Origin of the sequence: Enterococcus sp. AZ120 (assembly GCF_050546165.1) — a bacterium.
GTDB lineage: Bacteria > Bacillota > Bacilli > Lactobacillales > Enterococcaceae > Enterococcus > Enterococcus faecalis.
In genome coordinates this window covers 521,520-544,630 of record NZ_CP172950.1, presented here as the reverse complement: position 1 = coordinate 544,630, position 23,111 = coordinate 521,520, and the positions used below count along the sequence as shown (strand labels likewise).

General features: G+C 37.6%; 17 protein-coding genes. 4 read left to right on the top strand and 13 right to left on the bottom strand.

The features are described 5' to 3' along the window. Window positions 1-23: 23 nt before the first annotated feature. Together IGJ46_RS02665 and IGJ46_RS02660 are read right to left on the bottom strand one after the other, a co-directional pair. Window positions 24-407 (bottom strand): bacteriocin, encoded by a 384-nt coding sequence (locus IGJ46_RS02665; RefSeq protein ID WP_002358745.1) that lies wholly within the window; start codon window positions 405-407, stop codon window positions 24-26. A gap of 24 nt (window positions 408-431) precedes the next feature. Continuing rightward, window positions 432-4,244, bottom strand: a complete 3,813-nt coding sequence (locus IGJ46_RS02660) for an isopeptide-forming domain-containing fimbrial protein (RefSeq protein ID WP_218391439.1) — start codon at window positions 4,242-4,244, stop codon at window positions 432-434. A 464-nt stretch (window positions 4,245-4,708) separates the two neighbouring features. Here IGJ46_RS02660 and IGJ46_RS02655 point away from each other — a divergent pair, with 464 nt between their 5' ends. Then, window positions 4,709-5,113, top strand: coding sequence for a DUF1622 domain-containing protein (locus IGJ46_RS02655; protein ID WP_002386155.1), 405 nt, complete (start codon window positions 4,709-4,711; stop codon window positions 5,111-5,113). A 19-nt stretch (window positions 5,114-5,132) separates the two neighbouring features. On the opposite strand, the gene IGJ46_RS02650 is transcribed toward IGJ46_RS02655, so the two are convergent. Beyond that, window positions 5,133-5,651: a hypothetical protein gene (locus tag IGJ46_RS02650; RefSeq protein ID WP_002355635.1), complete on the bottom strand. Its 519-nt coding sequence runs from the start codon at window positions 5,649-5,651 to the stop codon at window positions 5,133-5,135. Window positions 5,652-5,846: 195 nt separating this feature from the next. On the opposite strand from IGJ46_RS02650, the gene clpP reads away from it, so the two are divergent. Beyond that, entirely contained in the window at window positions 5,847-6,440 is a 594-nt protein-coding gene (clpP, locus tag IGJ46_RS02645) for an ATP-dependent Clp endopeptidase proteolytic subunit ClpP (RefSeq protein WP_002355633.1), read from the top strand. A 43-nt stretch (window positions 6,441-6,483) separates the two neighbouring features. Here clpP and IGJ46_RS02640 read toward each other — a convergent pair whose 3' ends face one another. The 8 genes from IGJ46_RS02640 to uvrB form a co-directional block, all read right to left on the bottom strand. Continuing rightward, complete coding sequence (locus IGJ46_RS02640) at window positions 6,484-7,002, bottom strand: DsbA family protein (protein WP_002361283.1); 519 nt, start codon at window positions 7,000-7,002, stop codon at window positions 6,484-6,486. A 113-nt stretch (window positions 7,003-7,115) separates the two neighbouring features. Next, the gene (locus IGJ46_RS02635; protein ID WP_002358737.1) at window positions 7,116-8,039 is read right to left on the bottom strand and encodes a PEP phosphonomutase; all 924 of its coding nucleotides are present in this window, start codon (window positions 8,037-8,039) and stop codon (window positions 7,116-7,118) included. A 233-nt stretch (window positions 8,040-8,272) separates the two neighbouring features. Continuing rightward, the gene (gene whiA / locus IGJ46_RS02630; protein ID WP_002358736.1) at window positions 8,273-9,208 is read right to left on the bottom strand and encodes a DNA-binding protein WhiA; all 936 of its coding nucleotides are present in this window, start codon (window positions 9,206-9,208) and stop codon (window positions 8,273-8,275) included. Between the two features lie 33 nt (window positions 9,209-9,241). Next, entirely contained in the window at window positions 9,242-10,237 is a 996-nt protein-coding gene (locus IGJ46_RS02625; RefSeq protein ID WP_002355627.1) for a gluconeogenesis factor YvcK family protein, read from the bottom strand. Further along, on the bottom strand, window positions 10,237-11,124 hold the full coding sequence (gene rapZ / locus IGJ46_RS02620) for an RNase adapter RapZ (RefSeq protein ID WP_002355625.1): 888 nt from the start codon (window positions 11,122-11,124) through the stop codon (window positions 10,237-10,239). The genes IGJ46_RS02625 and rapZ overlap by 1 nt, the downstream gene beginning before the upstream one ends. A gap of 165 nt (window positions 11,125-11,289) precedes the next feature. After that, window positions 11,290-12,084: a YusW family protein gene (locus tag IGJ46_RS02615; RefSeq protein ID WP_002366200.1), complete on the bottom strand. Its 795-nt coding sequence runs from the start codon at window positions 12,082-12,084 to the stop codon at window positions 11,290-11,292. Window positions 12,085-12,255: 171 nt separating this feature from the next. Further along, entirely contained in the window at window positions 12,256-15,075 is a 2,820-nt protein-coding gene (gene uvrA / locus IGJ46_RS02610) for an excinuclease ABC subunit UvrA (RefSeq protein ID WP_083578646.1), read from the bottom strand. Window positions 15,076-15,192: 117 nt separating this feature from the next. Continuing rightward, window positions 15,193-17,190: an excinuclease ABC subunit UvrB gene (gene uvrB / locus IGJ46_RS02605; protein ID WP_002355618.1), complete on the bottom strand. Its 1,998-nt coding sequence runs from the start codon at window positions 17,188-17,190 to the stop codon at window positions 15,193-15,195. Window positions 17,191-17,468: 278 nt separating this feature from the next. Between uvrB and IGJ46_RS02600 the strand changes: the two genes are divergently transcribed. Together IGJ46_RS02600 and IGJ46_RS02595 are read left to right on the top strand one after the other, a co-directional pair. After that, window positions 17,469-19,637, top strand: coding sequence for an amino acid ABC transporter substrate-binding protein/permease (locus IGJ46_RS02600; RefSeq protein WP_002355617.1), 2,169 nt, complete (start codon window positions 17,469-17,471; stop codon window positions 19,635-19,637). Window position 19,638: 1 nt separating this feature from the next. Next, window positions 19,639-20,376 (top strand): amino acid ABC transporter ATP-binding protein, encoded by a 738-nt coding sequence (locus tag IGJ46_RS02595; RefSeq protein ID WP_002355616.1) that lies wholly within the window; start codon window positions 19,639-19,641, stop codon window positions 20,374-20,376. Window positions 20,377-20,423: 47 nt separating this feature from the next. Here the strand turns inward: IGJ46_RS02595 and IGJ46_RS02590 are convergent, their stop codons facing one another. After that, complete coding sequence (locus IGJ46_RS02590) at window positions 20,424-21,143, bottom strand: MgtC/SapB family protein (RefSeq protein ID WP_002358733.1); 720 nt, start codon at window positions 21,141-21,143, stop codon at window positions 20,424-20,426. A gap of 35 nt (window positions 21,144-21,178) precedes the next feature. Continuing rightward, entirely contained in the window at window positions 21,179-23,083 is a 1,905-nt protein-coding gene (locus IGJ46_RS02585; protein WP_016627491.1) for a heavy metal translocating P-type ATPase, read from the bottom strand. Window positions 23,084-23,111: the final 28 nt, after the last annotated feature.

The following is a 23,111-nucleotide window of genomic DNA, read 5'->3' as shown; positions in this document are numbered from 1 at the left end:
CTTGTCTTGTCTTTTTATTCTTTTTACTTCGTTATTTTTTGATAGTTTGCGAATAATTGATTCGCATCTCCTTCTCCATCAATTTTCTTGAGATGGCCGTTATCTATTTTAAACATAGATGGCACATGTAAAACTTTATTTTCTCGGATAAATGTTGACCATTCCTTCATGGTCTCTTTGTTGGTTAATTCTACATAGTAAACCTGTTTAGGTGCTTGTAATAGTTTCTCGAAATCCTGACAATCTGAACAGTTTTTCTTTTTTAAAACAACATAAAATGTTTCGCCAGAGTGTTTTTTTTCTTGATACTCATTAAAACTTAATTCCTTTTTATGCGGAATAAATGTAAAACCTACCAACAAACTAAGTAACAAAATTAACAGACTGAACGAAATTTTTTTATTCATGTTTTTTCTTCCTTTTTAGTTTGTCTAATTTTTTCTTTTTTTATTTTTTGTTATGCCAAAGCTAATAGCCACTATAAGGACAATTAAACCTGCGATCATGTAAAGTGGATTTACTGTTGTATTAGTCATTGGTAAATGAATTCCTTTACTTGCTGATTTTCCAAAATTGACTGGGTTCGTTGGTGCTTGATGATTTGTAGGCGTCAACGGTTTCTTCGGTTTTAACGGTTGTTTAGGTTCAGGTTTTTTTGGATCTTCTGGCGTTGGTGCAGGCGGTGTTACGGTTGGCTTGTTGGAATGTAACACGTCACCTTCGTTGCCAAAGTTTAAGTCGGCTTGGTTGGGAATGCCACCTTGTTCAATATAAGGCGCTAATTCTTCATCGGTTGCGCCGTCTTTAATTTTAGTGGTAATAGTCATTGTGTACGTATGTCCAGCTAAGTATGAGTAGCTGTCTGCTTGTTTGTTCATTTCAAAAGTTACTTTGTTATTTTCTTGTGTTACTGTGCCGTTAGCTGTAACATCTTTACCATTTTCATCTGTGATTTTTACATCAGTGATATCTAGCACTTTATTAATGTCGTCCACCATGCTAGCTTGGGTCCACGTGCTTGTTTCGTTACCAAAGGCTGTTTTGACGTTCCATTTAAATTCTTGGTCACGGTTAGTTAAGTCTAAATGTTCTTGGCCTTCGATATCTTTTGTAATCGTTGGATCTTCTGGCGTTGGTGCAGGCGGTGTTACGGTTGGCTTGTTGGAATGTAACACGTCACCTTCGTTGCCAAAGTTTAAGTCGGCTTGGTTGGGAATGCCACCTTGTTCAATATAAGGTGCTAATTCTTCATCGGTTGCGCCGTCTTTAATTTTAGTGGTAATAGTCATTGTGTACGTATGTCCAGCTAAGTATGAGTAGCTGTCTGCTTGTTTGTTCATTTCAAAAGTTACTTTGTTATTTTCTTGTGTTACTGTGCCGTTAGCTGTAACATCTTTGCCATTTTCATCTGTGACTTTCACGTCTGTGATGTCTAACACTTTATTAATGTCATCCACCATGCTAGCTTGGGTCCACGTGCTTGTTTCGTTGCCAAAGGCTGTTTTGACGTTCCATTTAAATTCTTGGTCACGATTAGTTAAGTCTAAATGTTCTTGGCCTTCGATATCTTTTGTAATCGTTGGATCTTCTGGCGTTGGTGCAAGCGGTGTTACAGTTGGTTTGTTGGAATGCAACACGTCACCTTCGTTGCCAAAGTTTAAGTCAGCTTGGTTAGGAATCCCACCTTGTTCAATATAAGGCGCTAATTCTTCATCCGTTGCATCAGCTTTAATTTTGGTTGTAATGGTCATGGTATAGGTATGTCCAGCTAAGTATGAGTAGCTGTCATCTTTTTTGTTCATAGTAAAGGTTACTTTGTTATTTTCTTGTGTTACTGTGCCGTTAGCTGTAACATCTTTGCCATTTTCATCTGTGATTTTTACATCAGTGATATCTAGCACTTTATTAATGTCATCCACCATGCTAGCTTGGGTCCACGTGCTTGTTTCGTTACCGAAAGCTGTTTTGACGTTCCATTTAAATTCTTGATCGCGGTTGGTTAAATCTAAATGTTCTTGGCCTTCGATATCTTTTGTAATCGTTGGATCTTCTGGCGTTGGTGCAGGCGGTGTTACGGTTGGCTTGTTGGAATGTAACACGTCACCTTCGTTGCCAAAGTTCAAGTCGGCTTGGTTGGGAATGCCACCTTGTTGGATATAAGGCGCTAATTCTTCGTCCGTTACGTCAGCTTTAATTTTAGTGGTGATGGTCATTGTGTATGTGTGACCACTCAAATAGTCATAGCTGTCTGCTTGTTTGTTCATTTCAAAAGTTACTTTGTTATTTTCTTGTGTTACTGTGCCATTGGCTGTAACATCTTTACCATTTTCATCAGTGACTTTTACATCTGTAATGTCTAACACTTTATTAATGTCGTCCACCATGCTAGCTTGGGTCCACGTGCTTGTTTCGTTACCGAAAGCTGTTTTGACGTTCCATTTAAATTCTTGATCGCGGTTGGTTAAATCTAAATGTTCTTGTCCTTCTACGTCTTTAGTGATATTTGGATCAACAGGTGGCGGTGTTACGGTTGGCTTGTTGGAATGCAACACGTCACCTTCGTTGCCAAAGTTTAAGTCAGCTTGGTTGGGAATCCCGCCTTGTTCAATATAAGGTGCTAATTCTTCGTCCGTTGCGTCAGTTTTAATTTTAGTGGTAATAGTCATTGTGTACGTATGACCGCTTAAATAGTCATAGCTGTCTGCTTGTTTGTTCATTTCAAAAGTTACTTTGTTATTTTCTTGTGTTACTGTGCCATTGGCTGTAACATCTTTACCATTTTCATCTGTGACTTTTACATCTATAATGTCTAATAATTGGTTAATATCATCTACTAAACTGGCTTGGGTCCAAGTGCTTGTTTCGTTACCAAAGGCTGTTTTGACATGCCAATCGAAACTATCTTCACGATTGGTTAAATCTAAGTGCTCTTGATTTTCGATATCTTTTGTAATCGTTGGATCTTCTGGCGTCACGTCACACGCATGCGCATTGTCATTTTTAGGAATCGTCGCTTCTGGAAATTCCTTAGCAATTGTTCCTTGATTCATTGTCCCACTACTTACAAGGGTTGCTGCATCGATCGCTGTATTTTCTTTGACTTCGTAGTGAATCGTGATGTTTCCTACGTAACCTTCTGTACTAGTTGCTGAAATGGTTTGTCCGTTAATTTGAACAGGCACATCATTTCCAGCATCGTCCGTAGCGGTCGCCGATTGAATATCAAATTGATTGGCAATCGTTAATGAAGCTGTTGCTGGTGTCGATTGCGCCAGACGATCTTTGACAATTTGTTTTAATTGGGTTGTAAAATCATCAATAGATTGGCTTGTAATAAAATCTTCTGGTGTGCTAGACCCTTGTTGCAACTCTTGTTTTACAAAAGGACCCACTTCTGTTTTATATTTATCAAAGTATGAATTCACTGAACTTAAAGATTCAACACTTTCCCAATACGCATTAATCATTTCATAGCCTTGGTTAGTAATTTCTTGGTTTAACGCTAAAACTTCTGCTGCTGCACCTTGATAGTCATTACTATACTCAACCGAAACTTGAAAAGGATGTCTTGGATCTGGATATTCATTGATTGAATCATTGGTGTTGGTTTTATGCAAGTAACCATCTAAACGTGTATTAGCGACCCCATCTGTCACTAATAAGAAATATGTTTTTCGATTCGTTAAATCTCCGTGTGTTTGATTGTACGTATCTAAAGCAAGTTTCAATCCTGAGGCAGTTGGTGTACCACCATACGTCCGAACATCTCCAAATCCAGAGACAAATTGGCTTTTATCATGGGTTAATTGAGTATCAACACGCACATTCATATCATAATCAGCTGAATTAATTTTTACTTTTCCATCAGGAAATATAAATTGTTTTCCGCCACGATACGAAGCCAGCATCACACGGTCTTGATCAGATAATCCTTGAACCACTTCATCAATCGCTTGCCTTACATGTGGAAAATTATCTGAAAAACTACCACTGGCATCTTCAACAACCACTAAATCAACCGGTTCCGTTTCACCCGCTTGAACTGGGAAAGCAGCTTGTCCTTCCAATATCCGTTTACAGTCAGCCAAACTGTCGTCTTTCACTTTCACCGTATTGGTCATTCCTTCTGTATCTCCTGCTTTAACCACTCCTTCGGCTAAAGCCAATGTGGGACTGAAATTTCCCACAACTGTTCCAGCGACAATCACCATTGTCGATAATAATTTCGTTGCTTTCTTAAACATTTTAATCCTCCCTATTTTCTTTCGCTAGTGTTTGGGACACTTGCTTCTCTTTACTTCAACTACAGCTCCTTAAATCTTTCATCAAGTCGATGTGTCTCCTTATTTTTGTGACACATCTCTTACTCAATTTCTGATTCTATCACCTTTAAAGGCTAAAACTTGGCAGTATTCGGCTCTTGAAAACGTAAAATTTGTCTTTTAAAAATTAATGAAAAGACTATCCACTGACAAAGTTGGTTTTTACTTACTTTTTGCTACTTGATTCCTTTTAAGACTCTTTTTTTACACAAAAAAAGTAAAAGAACCTTTACAGTCCTTTTACTTAATTGTTAGATGCTATTCATAAATTTCTTAGTTTTGTTCTATAAGCTGAATAATTTAGCCTGTTTATTTCAACAATATTTGACGTTAGTCAGCCGTTTCGTTATAGTTAAAGAAAAGGCTTTTTGGTAGGAGTGAATACGATGAATGAGTGGCCCCATCAGTTAATGACGCTTTTAACCCCACTTTTTGAGCTATGTATTTTAGGACTGAATGTTTTTTCGATTATTGTTTTAGTTTGGGGTGTTTGTTTAGCAGGAAAAGATTTCATTAAAAGTGAACGACAAAATCAAAGCCGCTTTACCTTAACCAAAATGAATACGTTCATCAAAAACTTCCTTGGTAGCTACATTCTGTTAAGTTTAGAAATTTTAATTGCTGCTGATATTATTGAATCCATTGTCAAACCAACTTTTCAAGATATTTTGAAATTGGCAACCTTGGTGATCATCCGTACAGTTATTTCTTATTTCTTACATAAAGAAATTGAAGACACTATGACCGATATGGAACAACAAGAAAAAGAACCAGATACCCAAAAAAATTAGCGGGTACGCTGGTTCTTTTTTATTTAATCGCTTTAAAATAATGAAGTGGTTCGTTAGACAAACGCTGCATTTTACGTTTTTTATCTTCAATAATTGCTAAAATCTCGTCTGAAAAATTTTCCAAAATAACACGGCCGCCTTTATAGGTGTGACCACCCATTTCAGCAACTTCGCTGGCCGTCAAAATGACTTTACGATGCGCAATTTTTTTGAAAAATTCTTCAATTAAGTACGTCGGTAAGTAAAAATTATTTTGAGCAGAAAATGATTCCAAATAAATAAAATCATCGATGCTGATGAAACAATCATCCATCGATAAGTATTCAATTGATCTGTCTATATATAATTCACGCTTTTGTAAAATTTCTTTGACTTTTTTATTTAATAAATTCAATGATTCAATTTCTTTAACCAAATGTTCTAGTTCACGATAACGTACTTCTTTTCGCTCTTTGTAAGATGAATGTAAGGCGGCACTTGCTGTGACTATTAGCGCACCGACGATTACACCGACCATTCCGGCGATAAAAACAAACATATTTTTCCCCTCGCTCTTTTCTAATTTTCCATTTTAGTATAACATAATCCAAAAGTTTCGGATAAAAAATGACACAAAATTTTTCAAGCGACTTCGTTGACCTTTATTGACCAAAGAGGTATACTTTTCATAGGCATTCAAAGTGCTTTGTGATAGAATGACTTTAAAAGTTTCTTTATATAGGAGGATTTACTTATGAATTTAATTCCAACAGTTATTGAACAATCATCTCGCGGTGAACGTGCTTATGACATTTACTCTCGTTTATTAAAAGACCGCATCATTATGCTAAGCGGCCCTATCGATGATAACGTGGCAAACTCAGTGATTGCACAGTTATTATTCTTAGATGCCCAAGATTCAGAAAAAGACATTTACTTGTACATTAACTCTCCTGGTGGTAGCGTTTCTGCAGGTTTAGCGATTTTCGATACCATGAATTTCGTTAAAGCGGATGTCCAAACTATCGTATTAGGAATGGCAGCTTCAATGGGTAGCTTCTTATTAACAGCTGGTCAAAAAGGCAAACGTTTCGCTTTACCAAATGCGGAAATCATGATTCACCAACCACTTGGTGGCGCTCAAGGGCAAGCAACAGAAATTGAAATTGCTGCTCGTCACATTTTAGACACTCGTCAACGTTTAAATTCAATTTTAGCTGAACGAACTGGCCAACCAATTGAAGTGATTGAACGTGATACCGATCGTGATAACTATATGACTGCCGAACAAGCAAAAGAATATGGTTTAATCGATGAAGTAATGGAAAATAGTAGCGCCTTAAATTAAAAATAAAAAAATGGAAACAGCGACAGTCGCTGTTTCCATTTTTTTATTTTTCAATGTATCCACGTAATTCTTCTTCAGTGACACTTTCGTCAAAGATATGCTCACCAATGATGATCGTTGGTACAAATTGAATGTGCGCCGCATTGGCTTCAGCAATCACTGCGGAAACAAGCGTTGCATCTTTTTGTTCTTTTAAGCCCAGATTTTTTTCAGCATACGTCGCTACTTCTTCTAAGGTTAAGTTTCCCCATTCATCTTGCGTAGCAAACATTTTATGCAATGCTGACAGCGCTTGTTCAGGCGCTGAATAGTCAATGTAGTGATGCATCACATTGCCGCGTTGTAAACTTTCTTTTTCTTTATCAAACAACTTAATGATACGTTCAACTTTACCACTTTTGACAGATTGTGCTAACAGTTCCTCAGACTCTTCAAACCATTTTCTGCAATAAGGACAGCGAACATTGATAAATTCTATCATTTTGACAGGGGCATTACTCTCACCAATGTGAAGCCCTGTTTCTGTGTTAACTTTTGTTGCATCAATTACTGAAATATCCATAAAAAAACCTCATCCTTTCAAACCTTTATTTCTCTTTTAGTATACCGTTTTTCAATAAAAAAATCATAAGACACGAATTCAAATTTTCTGAATTCGTGCCTCTGTTCACTTTTTTAACGATTAATCGAACGAGCCATTCTAGCAACAGTATGTCTTTTCCCACGTATCGCATCAGAAAGCTCTTTAATATTTTCAATACCAACTAAGCCCATATTGGCATCGCCAATATGTTGAATATCTACGCCTAAAATTTTATTTCTAATGCCGATTGCTTGGATAACTTCAGGTTGAGCACTTTCTTGTGAAGTTCCAATGGCACTCATAACTAATTTTCCTTTTGAATGTGCAAAATCCACAACTTCTTTGACTTGTTGATCATCGATGCCCCAAACCGTGCCGACTGCTGGGACTAAGACAATATCAGCGCCCGCTTCAATAAATTGTTCAGCTGATTTTAAACTGACCACTGGTTCATCTACGCCTGAACTGTGCATTTTTCCGGCAATAATGATGCCATCAAAATGTTTTTTGGCTAAGGCCACGTTCTTAGCAATCAAGTCGTTGGTCACGCCAGTTCCTGGATTACCTGTCAATAAGATAAAATCCAAACCCAGTTCATTGGCTTTTTTGAAAGTAGCTGCTGATGCTTTTCTACCTGGTTCGATCGAAACTCTCGTTGAAGCTAAGTCTAAATTTTCATCAACAGGTTCGACATTCATACCAATCGGTAAACCGACTAGTTCTTTCAAACGATGAACAACCTCATCATTAGGGACACATGTTTCCGCAGTATATTGCCCTTCATAAGCGGCTACTACAATCGGTTGATTAACATCGAAAACATTCAATAAAATCATGTCTGCGCCATATGCTTTTGACATTTCCGCACAAGTGATATCACCTGCTACGGATGGATGAACTACCACATTTTCCGATAAAATTACGCGCCCTTCGCTCGCTTTAATACTCTGAAACAGCTCTTCTTTTGACATCCGTTTGATTTCTGATGCATTTGCACTAATTAATCGTTGAACCATTTTGACCCCTCCAATAGTTTTTAATGTTTTAGTTAAAAACAGCAATAAGTAATCGCTTGCATTTTATTACATGCAACATTCGTGCCAACGTCGTTTCTTTAAACCACAGGTCAACACTACATTTCAGTGCTACACACTTTTTGCACACTTTAATTTTTTTTACACGCTTAAAGAAAAAGTGAAGGATAGCACTTCAAACGGAAATGTTATTCTTCACTTCTGGAGCAGAAAAGTTACGCACTTTTTTCTCGTAATTTTTCTGCAAATTCATTAATTTTGCGAATACGATGATTAATACCTGACTTAGAAATAGCTCCTGAAGGAATCATTTCCCCTAGTTCTTTGAGACTAACTTCCGGATACTCTAACCGTAATTCTGCGATTTCCTGAAGTTTCTCCGGTAATGACGTCAGCCCTACTGTACTTTCAATAAATTGAATATTTTCAATTTGTTTTGAAGCCGCATCAATGGTTTTATTTAAATTCGCTGTTTCGCAATTCACTAAACGATTTACTGAATTCCGCATATCACGGACAATCCGGACATCTTCAAATTTCAACATAGAGTTCGTGGCACCAATTAACGTTAAAAAGTCGGCAATTTTTTCAGCACCTTTTAAATAACAAATATACCCATTTCGGCGTCCCAATGTTCGAGCGTTTAAGTCATAGTAATTCAACATCTTACAAATGTCATTATTGTGTTCTTCATAAATTGAAAAAATTTCTAAATGATAGCGACTTGTTTCCGGATTATTAACTGAGCCAGAAGCCATAAAGGCCCCGCGTAAATAGGAACGCATTTTTTGCGCGTTACCCATGATTTCATTTGACACATTGCCATTAAAAACGACCCCATCCATAATATCCAAATCAGCTAGAATTTTTTGTGTATCTTGTTTTAGACGCACAATGTAAACATTATTTTTCTTTAGTTTCATTTTTTTACGAACTAATAATTCTGCTTGTGCATGGTAATGATCTTTCAGTAATGAATACATTCGACGAGCAATTGCAGCATTTTCCGTTTGTACATTCAAGACAAACTGTTGATTAACTAAGCTAAGTGAGCCGTTCATCCGAATTAATGCTGCTAATTCTGCTTTCGCGTGTTCTCGATGGACTTCTAAACCAGTTAACTCTTTTTTGACATCCGAGGCAAAAGACATCTAAGCTCCTCCTCTCTTGATTCTTTTGATTAATTAATATTTCGTTCCAAATACGATACGGAAAAGTTCTTCAACAACTTTTTCCCCATCATGAAAAACTCCGCCATCTCTTAATTCTAAAAAGTCTGTCGAAATGACTCGGCATCCTTCTTCACGTAATCCTTGAAAATCATGCTTTACTTGAACTAAATATTCATCATAAATTTCAGGATCCATGTAATTTTCTGGTACTTTTTCTGTGTTAACCAGCACTGTATCAACAAACTGCGCTTGTAGATGTTCGTTTAAGACACGAACATGATCGGCATCCGTAAAATGTTCCGTTTCCCCTTTTTGGGTCATGATGTTACAAATATAGACTACTTCGGCTGCCGTTTGTTTGATGGCTTCACCAATTTCTGTAATAACTAAATTAGGTAAAATACTTGTAAAAAGACTCCCTGGTCCTAACACGACCATGTCTGCTTCTTCAATTGCTTTGACGACTTTGCGCGCAGCTCTTGGCTGTTCTTCTCCGTGTGTATTTGTCACAAACACATGGTCAATCGTCTTGCGATCCAGTGCAATTTTTGATTCTCCCACCGCCACTGAGCCATCTTTAAATACGGCATGTAACGTTAATGGCCGTTCTGATGATGGATAAATCCGTCCATCAACATGCATCATTTTTGAAAGTAATTGAATCGCTTCATACGTACTTCCTCTCATTTCTGAGACAGCAGCAATGATTAAATTACCGATTGCATGATTGGCAAAATGACTATCTGATTTATCAAAACGATATTGAAAAATATCTTCATATAATTGTGGCATATCTGACAATGCCACTAAAACATTTCTTAAATCTCCCGGAGGTGTCATGTTATTAATAGAGGAACGAAGCTCGCCACTACTACCGCCGTCATCAGCGACCGTTACGACGGCAGTAATATCAACACTTTGATTTCTTAAACTTTTTAAAATTACTGGCAAGCCTGTTCCACCACCAACAACCACAATCTTCGGTTTACGAATTCGATAGGTTTTCATTAAGAGCGATTAACCGTTTCTTTTCTTTTTAAGCGGTCGCGGTGAGTAATATTTACATGGTAATCTTCCTCTTTTAATTCAGCGCCAACACGTTCTGTCAATGCAACAGAGCGATGTTGTCCGCCAGTACAGCCAATTGCAATGGTGACGCTACTTTTACCTTCTTTTTTATATCCAGGTAAGACTGTTCGCAGTAAATCGATAAATTTGGTATAAAATTCATCGGTTTCTGGGAAGCCCATCACATAATCATAAACAGGTTGATCCATTCCAGTTAACGGCCGTAGTTCATCAATATAATGGGGATTAGGTAAAAAGCGAACATCCATGACGATATCTGCATCAATCGGCAAGCCATATTTAAAGCCGAAGGACACCATTTCCACTCGAAATTCGTGTGTCTCTCTCGTTGCTAGTTCTTTATTCAAACGTTCCCGCAATTGACGAGGGGACAAGTCCGTAGTGTCAATGACCAACTGAGCATCCGCCTTGATTTCTTCCAGCATTGCACGTTCTTTACGAATACCTTCTGTCACTAAACCATCCATCGCCATTGGATGCGCACGCCGTGTCTCTTTATAACGAGAAACCAACTCTTCATCGGTGGCATCTAAAAATAAAATCGTTGTATCAATAAAATTAGTATTTTCAAGTTCGACTAACATATCCTGAATTTCTCTAAAGAAGGTCCGTGAACGTAAATCAATCACTAACGCAATCTTGGTAACTTTTCCAGATTCTTTAATTAATTCCCAAAATTTTGGGATTAAGCTTGGTGGTAAATTGTCGATACAGAAATAGCCCATGTCTTCAAAGCTTTGAACAGCGACTGTTTTTCCAGCGCCACTCATTCCTGTAATAATAACCAGTTGTAAATTTTCTGGCATATTCAACACTCCCTTCACTTGCATCACTATATTATAACACCCCGGGCGTATCAAAGAAAGCTTTTCAATCATTCTTATAAAGATTTCTATTCTTTCATAGAAAAACAGCATTGACATTTTTGTCAACGCTGTTTTAATTGCTGAATTATATTATATAACTGTGTGTTATTTTAATACAAACTCAATTTCTGTTTTATCAGTAAAATTAGCTTCAAACTCAAATTGTTTTACTTGTTCATTCACGGCTAACTTTTTCGTAATGTGTTCTTTAATTTGTTCATTTGTAGCTGTTTTGATTGACAATCCATCTAAAAGAGTCATGATTTTGTCTTGTGCTGCCTTACCTTCTAATTCTAAATCAGCAGATTCATCTTCATACGTTGCTTCAATTGTTCCGTTCGATTTTATTTCATAGGTGAACTCAATTTCATTTTCGTCGTATTCGATTTCTACGTCAATCTCTTGAAGACTGGCAACAGTTGGTGTCGGTGTGGTTAGTTCATTGTCTGCTGTTTCATGGTCTCCACCAACTTCAGGAGTTACGGTTTCCCACTTAAAGGTGCCAATTTTAGCTGTTGCTAGATAGGGATTATTAATGGTAATGACTTTCAATTGAAGGTCTGAATGGTTGGCGATATCTGTTAAAATCCCCAGAGCCTGATATGTATTTTGTGTAAAACGTGTCGCAATATTTTGCGCATCAATTGTGGAATAGCCTAATGTTTCCCAGGTGATTTGTTGCTTTAATTCCTGATGAACGGCTTGTACTGTCGCCGGCTCCAATTGAATGCCCGTTGCTTCTTTTAAGTCTTTCTTGGTAAAACTCATTACTTTTTCATGGTCTGATTGTGAAATTAAAGTAGCTGCTTCCATTGTGTTACTATGTACAAAAGGTGTGATTCCGATAGCTAAGACCATTCCTGCTGTTAATAAACTTGTTGTTATTTTTTTGTTTTTCATTTAAGACTTCCCTTCGTGTTCATTGTTATTTTGTTAACAAACATAGTATATCTTTTAATTACACATTAAGTCAACATTTATTTTTAATTTTTATTAAAAAATATTTGTTATTTTATAATAAAAGAACCTTGTTTCCCATAAAAACAAGGTTCTTTATCTAATCATTAATGTTTATTTCAGAACACGTTTTAAATAATATCCTGTGTAACTGTCTTTGACTTTAGCAACTTCTTCTGGTGTTCCTGTCGCCACGATCGTCCCACCACCGTCGCCACCTTCTGGCCCTAGATCAATCACATGATCCGCAGATTTGATGACATCCAAGTTATGTTCAATCACTAAAACGGTATTGCCCGCTTCCACTAAACGCTCTAATACTAGAAGCAACCGCGCAATATCATCGGTATGCAAGCCTGTTGTTGGCTCATCCAGAATATAAAAGTTTTTCCCATTAGAATTTTTATGAAGTTCACTCGCTAGCTTCATCCGCTGTGCTTCTCCACCAGATAAAGTAGTTGCTGGCTGCCCCAATGTCACATAGCCTAAGCCTACATCCACAATTGTTTGCAATTTACGATGAATTTTAGGGATATGTTTGAAAAATTCTACGGCATCTTCCACCGTCATATCTAAAATATCAGAAATGTTTTTGCCTTTATAATGAACTTCTAACGTCTCAGAATTATAACGTTTGCCATGACAAACTTCGCAAGGCACATAGACGTCAGGTAAAAAGTGCATTTCAATTTTGATGATACCATCCCCGCGACAAGCTTCACAACGGCCACCTTTGACGTTAAAACTAAAGCGACCTTTTTTATAGCCACGAACCTTGGCTTCATTTGTTTGGGCAAACAAATCGCGAATGTCATCAAAAACACTAGTATAAGTCGCTGGATTACTTCTTGGTGTTCGACCAATTGGACTTTGGTCAATGTCAACAATCTTTTCAATGGCTTCATAACCAGTGATGCTTTTGTGTTTCCCGGGTTTATTGGAATTACGATTTAATTTTTGGGCCAGCGCTTTTTTTAAAATTTGATTGACTAAAGTACTTTTCCCTGAACCTGAAACGCCTGTGACAGCAACAAATTCACCCAGCGGAAATTCAACACTGACATTTTTCAAATTATTTTCACTGGCACCAGTGATTTTGATCGCTTTGCCATTACCTTTGCGACGTTCTTTTGGCACAGGAATCACTTTTTTCCCAGAAAGATATTGTCCAGTCAATGAATGCGGATTTTTAGCAACCTCTTCCGGCGTACCAGCGGCTACAATTTCACCGCCCAGATGTCCAGCGCCAGGTCCCACATCAATCAAGTAATCCGAAGCCATCATTGTATCTTCATCATGTTCCACCACAATTAATGTATTGCCTAAGTCCCGCATTTTTTTCAATGAGTCAATCAAGCGGTCGTTATCTCGTTGATGCAAACCAATTGATGGTTCATCTAAAATGTAAAGGACGCCTGATAAGTTTGATCCAATTTGTGTTGCTAAGCGAATTCTTTGTGCTTCTCCGCCAGAAAGTGTACCAGCAGCTCGACTTAAGGTTAAGTAATCTAACCCGACATTTTTTAAGAAGGTTAACCGATCTTCGACTTCTTTTAAAATTGGCCGAGCAATCGTTGTTTCTTGTTCAGATAAAGACACACCTTCAAAAAATTGGACCGCATTTTTTATTGCTAATTCACTGACTTCACCAATGTGCGTGCCATTGATTTTTACAGCTAAAGCTTGCGGATTCAAACGATACCCTTGACAGCTTCGACAAGTCAATTCTGTCATGTATAACCGCATTTGATCTCGTGTAAAATCGCTATTTGTTTCATGATAACGTCGTTTAATATTTTTTAAAATCCCTTCAAATGGCACTTCCACATCACGAACACCACCAAAGTCATTTTCATAATGAAAATGAAAGTTTTTCTCGCCAGAACCATTTAAAATAATTTCTTGTTGGTCTGCAGGTAATTCTTCAAACGGCGTATCCATATCAATCCCAAAACTGGTGGCTGCTTGTTCCAACATTTGTGGATAATATTGGGAACTAATAGGGTTCCACGGAACAATGGCTCCTTCTCTCAAGGTTTTAGTGGGATCTGGAATCACTAAGTCTTTGTCCACTTCTAATTTAACACCTAAACCATCACAATCGGGACAAGCGCCAAATGGTGCATTAAATGAAAACAAGCGCGGTTCCAATTCACCGACTGTAAACCCACAATAAGGACAAGCATAATGTTCACTAAACAACATCTCTTCTTGACCAATCACATCAACAATTGCGTAACCTTCAGCTAAACGCAAAGCCGCTTCAAACGAATCAAACAAGCGAGAGCGAATACCTTCTTTCACAACGATACGGTCAATCACAATCGCAATATCATGTTTTTTATTTTTTTCAAGTTCTGGTGCCTCACTAACATCATAGGTTTCACCATCCACCCGCATTCTGACATACCCTTCACGTTGGATCATTTCGAACACTTTTTTATGTTGACCTTTTTTCTTGACCACAACAGGCGCCAAAATTTGAATTTTTGTTCGCTCTGGTAGCTCTAAGACTTTATCAACCATCTGTTCAACAGACTGACTGGTAATTTCAATATGATCGTTAGGACAAATTGGATGACCTACCCGAGCAAATAACAATCGTAAATAATCATTGATTTCTGTGACCGTCCCCACCGTTGAGCGCGGGTTTTTACTTGTCGTCTTTTGATCAATTGAAATAGCTGGACTTAAACCATCGATGCTGTCAACATCTGGTTTATCCATCTGTCCCAAAAATTGTCGCGCATAAGCAGAGAGACTCTCTACATAACGTCGTTGCCCTTCTGCGTAAAGCGTATCAAATGCTAATGAACTTTTGCCAGAACCAGATAGTCCAGTTACAACAACCATTTTGTCACGAGGAATCGTGACATCAATATTTTTTAAGTTATGGGCGCGTGCACCATGAATCACAATTTTATCATTTGCCATATATGTTCTCCTTTTACTAAATCTCTTACGTCAAATCATTTCAAGTCATTCTATAGAGAAAAGATTAGTAAAAGATACGATGGTTCATCGTATCTTTTACTTAATCCGTTGGTTGACTTATTTGGCAGCTTTCAATTCAAGAATGGTATCTCGTAATGTAGCTGCAGTTTCGAAGTCTAACGCTTTGGCCGCATCTTTCATTTCTCTTTCAAGTTTCATTAATAAATCAGCTTTTTCTTGTCTTGATAAATCTTCATATGATTTATCCAATTGAACCACGGTTTCATCTTTATCAGCTGTTTTGGAAATAGAAATCAAATCACGAATTTCTTTAATAATTGTTTTTGGTTCAATACCATGTTCTTCATTATATGCTTCTTGGATTGCCCGACGTCGTGCCGTTTCATCCATAGCTCGTTGCATCGAATCGGTGATTTTATCTGCATACATAATGACTTTTCCTTCAGCGTTCCGGGCAGCCCGTCCCATCGTTTGCACTAACGAGCGTTCACTACGTAAGAAGCCTTCTTTATCCGCATCTAGAATCGCAATTAAGGAAACTTCTGGCACATCGATTCCTTCACGTAATAAGTTAATACCTATTAGAATATCAAATTCGCCTAATCGTAAATCGCGAATAATCTCCGTTCTTTCCAGTGTTTTTATATCACTATGCAAATATTTAACTTTTAAGCCTAATTCTTTGAAATAGTCGGTTAAATCTTCGGCCATTTTCTTCGTTAAGGTTGTGACAAACACCCGCTGATCTTTTTCGATCCGTTCATGAATTTCGCCCACCAAGTCATCAATTTGACCCATAATTGGGCGGATTTCTACTTCTGGATCTAGTAAACCTGTTGGTCGAATGATTTGTTGAACAACAGTCTCTGTTTGTTCCATTTCATAAGGGCCTGGTGTTGCCGATACATAAACAATTTGGTTTACATGTTGTTCAAATTCTTCTAAACGAAGCGGTCGGTTATCAAGTGCACTTGGTAACCGGAAACCATAGTCCACTAACATTTGTTTCCGTGCTCGGTCGCCATTATACATTCCTCTAATTTGCGGCATTGTTACATGAGACTCATCGATTACAAGTAAGAAGTCATCTGGGAAAAAGTCCAACAGCGTATATGGCGGCTCTCCTTCTTGGCGACCATCCATATGTCGAGAGTAATTCTCAATCCCTGACGTATAGCCCATCTCTCTCATCATCTCAATATCATAGTTGGTTCGCTGTTCCAAACGTTGAGCTTCCAATAATTTATTTTCACTGCGAAGCACTTTCAAACGTGCCTCTAATTCTTCTTGGATCTGCGATATGGCGTGTTCCATATGTTCTTCGTTCGTCACGAAGTGTGTTGCCGGAAAAATAGCGACATGCTCTGTTTCGCCGACAATTTCACCAGTTAACGCATCTACTTCACGAATTCGATCAATTTCGTCTCCGAAAAATTCAACACGTAGCGCATGCTCATCCCGTGAAGCTGGGAATATCTCAACCACATCACCGCGGACACGAAAACGCCCCCGTTGAAAATCAATATCATTTCGTTCGAATTGAATATCGACTAAGCTTTTTAGTAACTCATTACGATCCATTTCCATTCCCACACGTAATGAAACAACTTGTTGACTGTATTCCCGCGGATCCCCTAAACCAAAAATACAAGAAACTGATGCTACCACGATGACATCGTTTCGTTCCAATAAAGAACTTGTCGCTGAATGGCGTAGTTTATCAATTTCATCATTAATACTGGAATCTTTTTCAATATATGTATCACTTGAGGGTACATATGCTTCTGGTTGATAATAATCATAGTAACTGACAAAATACTCGACCGCATTATCTGGGAAAAATTCTTTAAATTCCCCGTATAATTGTCCAGCTAGTGTTTTATTATGTGCAATCACTAATGTTGGTTTGTTCACTTCTTGAATCACATTAGAGATTGTAAATGTTTTACCTGTTCCGGTCGCTCCAAGTAAAATTTGAGCTTTTTCTCCACCTTTGACACCGTCAACTAGTTCAGCAATAGCGGCTGGCTGATCTCCGGCAGGCTCATATTTAGAAGCCAAATGAAAGGTATTGGAAGTTTCTCTTTCGATCATTTATAACTCCCCCTCAAAGTGTCTAATTTCTCTTAAATTATCGGCCCATTCTGGCAGAATGTCCACTTATTAGTTTAACATACCGAACATATTTTCGCCACTTTTGCTGTTTCGGACTTCAACTGATCTTAATCTTTTGTTCTTAATTTCTATGTCACATTTTATAACATTCAATGTAAGGAAATTAGAGTTTTTTTCTCTTTTTAGCGTTCAAATACTTGTCAGCTTCCTATTTCTTACTATATAATTGTTCAATATGCAAAACTAGGAGGTATTTTATGAAAAGGAAACACTTTTTACTTTCTTTCTTTGTGATGATGGTAACTCTGCTAACATTCATTAGTGGCACTTCAGCACATGCAGAAGGAAAGAAATATACAATTGGAACGGATTTAACATTCGCCCCTTTTGAATTCCAAGACTCAAAAGGAAAATACATTGGTATTGACGTTGATTTATTAGATGCGATTGCCAAAGATCAAGGTTTTGAAGTGGATTTAAAACCATTAGGCTTCGATAGTGCAGTCCAAGCGATTCAATCTAAACAAATTGATGGCATGATTGCTGGAATGAGTATTACGGATGAGCGAAAAAAATCCTTTGATTTTTCAGATCCATACTTCGATAGCGGTTTACAATTAGCGGTTAAAAAAGGAAACGACAAAATTAAATCATATGATGATTTAAAAGGCAAAACGGTTGCGGCTAAAGTTGGAACTGAAAGTGCCAATTTCCTTGAAAAAAATAAAGAGAAATATGACTACACCATCAAAAATTTTGACGATGCAACGGGTCTTTATAAAGCCTTAGAAAACGGTGAAGCGGATGCAATCGTTGATGATTATCCTGTATTGGGCTACGCAGTTAAAAATGGCCAAAAATTACAATTAGTTGGCGATAAAGAAACAGGCAGTTCTTATGGTTTCGCAGTGAAAAAAGGGCAAAACCCTGAATTAATCAAAAAGTTCAACGCTGGTTTGAAAAATCTTAAAGACAATGGTACTTATGATAAAATTTTAAACAACTACTTAGCGACAGGTGATGAAACAAACACACAAGACGCTGGCGAACAGATGAAAAAAATCACTCCTAAAAAAGAGAAATATGTGATTGCTAGTGATTCTACGTTTGCTCCGTTTGAGTTTCAAAATGCCCAAGGTGATTATGTCGGAATTGATGTAGATTTAGTCAAACGTGCAGCTGAATTGCAAGGTTTTACTGTTGAATTTAAATTTATTGGTTTTAGTTCTGCTGTCCAAGCTGTTGAATCTGGTCAAGCAGATGGGATGGTTGCAGGCATGACGATTACGGATGATCGTAAAAAAGCCTTCGACTTCTCTGTTCCTTACTTTGATAGCGGTATTCAAATTGCGGTCAAAAAAGGCAATGACAAAATTAAATCGTATGATGATTTAAAAGGCAAAAAAGTCGGCGTAAAAATTGGTACTGAAAGTGCTGATTTCTTAGAAAAAAATAAAAAGAAATATGATTACTCAATTAAGTATTTAGACACAACTGATGCATTATACAGTGCGTTAGAAATTGGCGAAGTTGATGCCATGATGGATGATTATCCTGTCATTGGCTATGGGGTTGCACAAAATCAACCACTAGCGACACCAATTCCTCGTGAAAAAGGTGGTTCTTACGGTTTTGCTGTCAAAAAAGGGCAAAATCCTGAACTACTTGAAATGTTTAACGAAGGCTTAAAAGAAATGAAACGTACAGGTGAATACGATAAAATTATCGGCACTTACGTGAAAGATGGCAACGAAGCCAAAGAAGAAACAGCTGACGAATCTACGTTTGTTGGCTTCATGCAAAACAACTGGAAACAATTGTTACACGGTTTATGGATGACGATTCTATTAACGTTGATTTCCTTCGTACTTGCTTTAATTGTCGGCGTTATTTTTGGGCTATTCAGCGTTTCACCAATCAAAGCATTACGTGTACTTTCAACCATTTATGTTGATTTAATTCGCGGAATTCCTTTAATGGTCTTAGCGTTCTTCATCTATTTCGGATTACCTGGTGTGCTTGGCTTTAATATCCCGGTCTTCATTGCTGGGATTATCACATTAACTTTAAATGCCAGTGCCTATATTTCTGAAATTGTGCGCGGCGGAATCAAAGCTGTTCCAGTTGGCCAAATGGAAGCTTCAAGAAGTTTAGGTCTTTCCTATAATCGGACAATGCAAAAAATTATTTTACCACAAGCGATTCGCATTATGATTCCTTCATTCATTAACCAATTTGTTATTTCATTGAAAGATACAACTATCCTTTCAGCAATTGGCTTAATCGAACTACTACAAACAGGAAAAATTATTGTTGCTCGGACATTACAAAGTACAATGGTTTACTTCGTTATTGCGTTAATCTACTTAATTTTAATTACTAGTTTAACTAAATTAGCGAAAAACCTTGAAAAGAAGGTGAACTAATATGACTGAAAAAATCTTAGTTGAACATTTAGTAAAAAAATATGGTGACAACACGGTCTTAAACGACATTAATGTTTCTATTAACGAAGGCGACGTAGTCTGCGTCATCGGTCCTTCTGGTTCTGGTAAAAGTACTTTTTTACGTTGCTTGAATCAATTAGAAGAAGCTTCTAGCGGAGACATTATTATTGATGGTGCGAACTTGACAGATAAAAATACGGACATCAACCAAGTCCGTCAACATATCGGCATGGTTTTCCAACATTTCAATTTGTTTCCACATCTATCTATTTTAGAAAATATTGTTTTAGCACCAACCGATTTAGGTCGCTTATCAAAAGACGAAGCGGAGAAAAAAGCGTTAGAACTTTTAGAACGTGTTGGGTTGGCAGATAAAAAAGATGCCTATCCAGATTCTTTATCTGGTGGTCAAAAACAACGTGTCGCAATTGCACGTGCGTTAGCGATGAATCCTGATATTATGCTTTTCGATGAGCCAACATCAGCCCTTGATCCAGAAATGGTTGGCGATGTTCTTGGTGTAATGAAAGATTTAGCAAAACAAGGAATGACAATGGTCATCGTTACTCACGAAATGGGCTTTGCAAAAGAAGTGGCTAATCGAGTAATGTTCATTGATGGCGGTAACTTCCTAGAAGATGGTTCGCCAGAGCAAGTCTTTGAAAATCCTCAAAACCCTCGAACAAAAGATTTCTTAGATAAAGTATTAAATATTTAAACAAAAGCACTTGGCGCGCGCTAGCGCCCAAGTGCTTTATTTTATGGTTAAATTGTTTCCGTGACAGAGACAGATTGAACGTGCCCTTTTTCTTTCAAGAGATGGTGCAAGTTGGAATGCCAGAAATCTTCTTTGCCTACATAAGAAATCTTTGCTGTCACTGCCTCTTGTTCGGATTCCAAAGTCAATTCTACTAAGCGCTCCCCTTTTTCTAAAGAATCTTGAAGTTGTTCATGCAGTCGGCTTTCTTTAATCATAGGTTCCTTCATTTTTACGATAAGCTGCAATCGTTTTAAAGGAGTTTTTCGTTTAAAATGGGCCAGAGCTAATACTAGCAAAGTCGCCACGAGATTGATAAACGCAATGGTTAAAAAGCCCATCCCAATGACTAAACCAATAATAGTAACATTCCACATCATTACTGCTGTCGTTAACCCAGAGACTTTCCTTTCTCTAAAAACGATAATCCCCGCACCGAGAAAGCCTACACCACTAATCACTTGGGCGCCATATCGTGTAATATCCATAGAAATAATGGACGCCAAGGCGCTATTTTGTTTCACCACATCGACTAAAATATCCACCGATTGAATCTGTAAAATGGAAATCGTACAAGAGGCCAAACATAAAATGGCATTACTACTGATACCGAAGCCTTTTCTTTTAATACTTCTTTCTAACCCAATCAAAGCTCCAAAAACCACGGCTAGAGCCATCCGAATGACAACGTCGGTGAGAGAAAGTTCAATCATTTTTAAAGAATTCATCGCTTTCTCTCCTTTCTTGCAAATGACTATTTGACTTATTTTGTATTAACTAATAAACGCAAGCCATTAAAAATGACCACTAAGGTACTTCCTTCATGAATAAGTACGCTAAATGCGATATTCGCAATACCTAAAAAGTTCAAGATAATTAACGTTGCTACCACTAACATTGAAAAAATAATATTTTGCTGCACAATTTTATTCAAGCGTTTTGAGACACGGTGAGCATAGCCTAATTTAGAAAGATCATTTTTCATCACTACCACGTCTGCAACATCGATAGCAATGTCTGTACCATCCCCCATCGCCACTCCGATATCAGCATTCACTAAAGCCGGTGCATCATTAATGCCATCACCAACCATCCCTGTCATTCCTACTTCGCGTTTTAATTGATCAACAATCGCTGATTTTTCCTCAGGTAAAACATTAGCATAAACTTGGTCCACGCCTACTAAGCGACCAACTGCTTCACCCGTAAGTTTTGCATCTCCTGTAATCATTGTTGTTTCAATATTTTGTGACTTGAAATAGTGAATGGCGTTCATTGCTTCTTCATTAGGAACATCCATCAATGCCACTAAACCAATCACTTGTTCATTTTCGGCAAAGTACACTACCGTTTTGCCTTCACTCGCTAATTTCGTTGTTTGTTTCTCAATGATTGTTGGCACTTGTTCAAAACTAGATGGTTTACCAATTCTAAAAGTTGTGTCTGCAATGGTCGTTACTAAACCCACCCCAACAATATTTTCTACTTCTAAATTTAAAGCCGTTGTTTCTACTTCAAAGCGATTAACAATCGCCGTCGCCAATGGATGATTGGATTTTTTCTCCATATTTGTTAAAACAGCTACTAATTCGTCTTGGCGATCTTCTAAGCCATCAACAAAAAGATAATCTGTTACCTCAGGTTTGCCTTTTGTTAGCGTGCCTGTTTTATCAAAAGCGAGTGCTTTCACTTCAGCTAAATTTGATAAGAATGAGCCACCTTTAAACAAAACGCCTTGTTTCGCTAAATTGGAAATTCCTGATAAAGTTGCCGGAACGGCACTCGCTGCTAGTGCACAAGGTGAGGCAGCAATTAAGAAAACCAAGCCTCTGTAAAAACTTTCAGCCCAAGTCAATTGGAAAAGTAATGCGCCACCTAAAACAATTAGTGGAAAAACTGCTAAAACTAGTGTGACATATTTTGGTTCAAATCGTTTAATTTTGCTTGCAATTTCTGATTGATTTTCTTGTGATTGGTTCACGAGCTGTACGATTTTTGCAAAAACTGTTTCTGAACTATCTTTCGTTACTTCAACAACAATTGTGCCTGAACCGTTCATAGTACTACCAAAAACTGGGTCCCCACTATTTTTTTCTTTGGGAATACTTTCCCCATTAATAGATGATTCATCCACAGCGGTACTTCCTTCAATCACGACGCCATCTGTCGGAATTTGCGCACCATTGAGGACTTGCACGCGGTCGCCAATCTTCAATTGTTCAACTGACACAGTTTGAATTGAGCCGTCATCTGTTATCAGGCGAGCTTCTGTTGGATTTAAATTTAATAGTTTTGTAATTTCACGTTGGCTTTTGCCTTGGGCATAATCTTCAAGGAAATGCGCCGCCGCAAAAATCAAAATCAACAATGCTGATTCTTCAAAACTTCCCATTAATGCTGAACCAACTGCAGCTAAGGTCATTAACAAATGAATATTAGGCGAAAATTTTCGATTGTTTTTCGTATCCCGATACGTATCTCCAAAGCCTTCCCCAATAATATGATAACCAGCTAAAATAGCAGCTAACGAGAAAAGAATATTTTTCACTAAGAGCATGTTCCCTAAAAATAAACCGATAAAGAAAAGAGCCAATCCCGTAAAAAAGAGAATAACTGGAACATTTTTACCTTTTTCTTCATGTGTGTGTGCACCTGTTTGTTTTGACATTGTTATGCGCCTCCTCATTAATGTTTTT

What these genes read in the sequence shown, in the direction of transcription:
- IGJ46_RS02625 (WP_002355627.1), bottom strand. Translation starts at nt 10,237, where the DNA reads ATGAAAACCTATCGAATTCGTAAACCGAAGATTGTGGTTGTTGGTGGT.
- whiA (WP_002358736.1), bottom strand. Translation starts at nt 9,208, where the DNA reads ATGTCTTTTGCCTCGGATGTCAAAAAAGAGTTAACTGGTTTAGAAGTC.
- clpP (WP_002355633.1), top strand. Translation starts at nt 5,847, where the DNA reads ATGAATTTAATTCCAACAGTTATTGAACAATCATCTCGCGGTGAACGT.
- IGJ46_RS02585 (WP_016627491.1), bottom strand. Translation starts at nt 23,083, where the DNA reads ATGTCAAAACAAACAGGTGCACACACACATGAAGAAAAAGGTAAAAAT.
- rapZ (WP_002355625.1), bottom strand. Translation starts at nt 11,124, where the DNA reads ATGCCAGAAAATTTACAACTGGTTATTATTACAGGAATGAGTGGCGCT.
- IGJ46_RS02590 (WP_002358733.1), bottom strand. Translation starts at nt 21,143, where the DNA reads ATGAATTCTTTAAAAATGATTGAACTTTCTCTCACCGACGTTGTCATT.
- IGJ46_RS02640 (WP_002361283.1), bottom strand. Translation starts at nt 7,002, where the DNA reads ATGGATATTTCAGTAATTGATGCAACAAAAGTTAACACAGAAACAGGG.
- IGJ46_RS02615 (WP_002366200.1), bottom strand. Translation starts at nt 12,084, where the DNA reads ATGAAAAACAAAAAAATAACAACAAGTTTATTAACAGCAGGAATGGTC.
- IGJ46_RS02600 (WP_002355617.1), top strand. Translation starts at nt 17,469, where the DNA reads ATGAAAAGGAAACACTTTTTACTTTCTTTCTTTGTGATGATGGTAACT.
- IGJ46_RS02650 (WP_002355635.1), bottom strand. Translation starts at nt 5,651, where the DNA reads ATGTTTGTTTTTATCGCCGGAATGGTCGGTGTAATCGTCGGTGCGCTA.
- IGJ46_RS02660 (WP_218391439.1), bottom strand. Translation starts at nt 4,244, where the DNA reads ATGTTTAAGAAAGCAACGAAATTATTATCGACAATGGTGATTGTCGCT.
- uvrB (WP_002355618.1), bottom strand. Translation starts at nt 17,190, where the DNA reads ATGATCGAAAGAGAAACTTCCAATACCTTTCATTTGGCTTCTAAATAT.
- IGJ46_RS02655 (WP_002386155.1), top strand. Translation starts at nt 4,709, where the DNA reads ATGAATGAGTGGCCCCATCAGTTAATGACGCTTTTAACCCCACTTTTT.
- IGJ46_RS02595 (WP_002355616.1), top strand. Translation starts at nt 19,639, where the DNA reads ATGACTGAAAAAATCTTAGTTGAACATTTAGTAAAAAAATATGGTGAC.
- IGJ46_RS02665 (WP_002358745.1), bottom strand. Translation starts at nt 407, where the DNA reads ATGAATAAAAAAATTTCGTTCAGTCTGTTAATTTTGTTACTTAGTTTG.
- IGJ46_RS02635 (WP_002358737.1), bottom strand. Translation starts at nt 8,039, where the DNA reads ATGGTTCAACGATTAATTAGTGCAAATGCATCAGAAATCAAACGGATG.
- uvrA (WP_083578646.1), bottom strand. Translation starts at nt 15,075, where the DNA reads ATGGCAAATGATAAAATTGTGATTCATGGTGCACGCGCCCATAACTTA.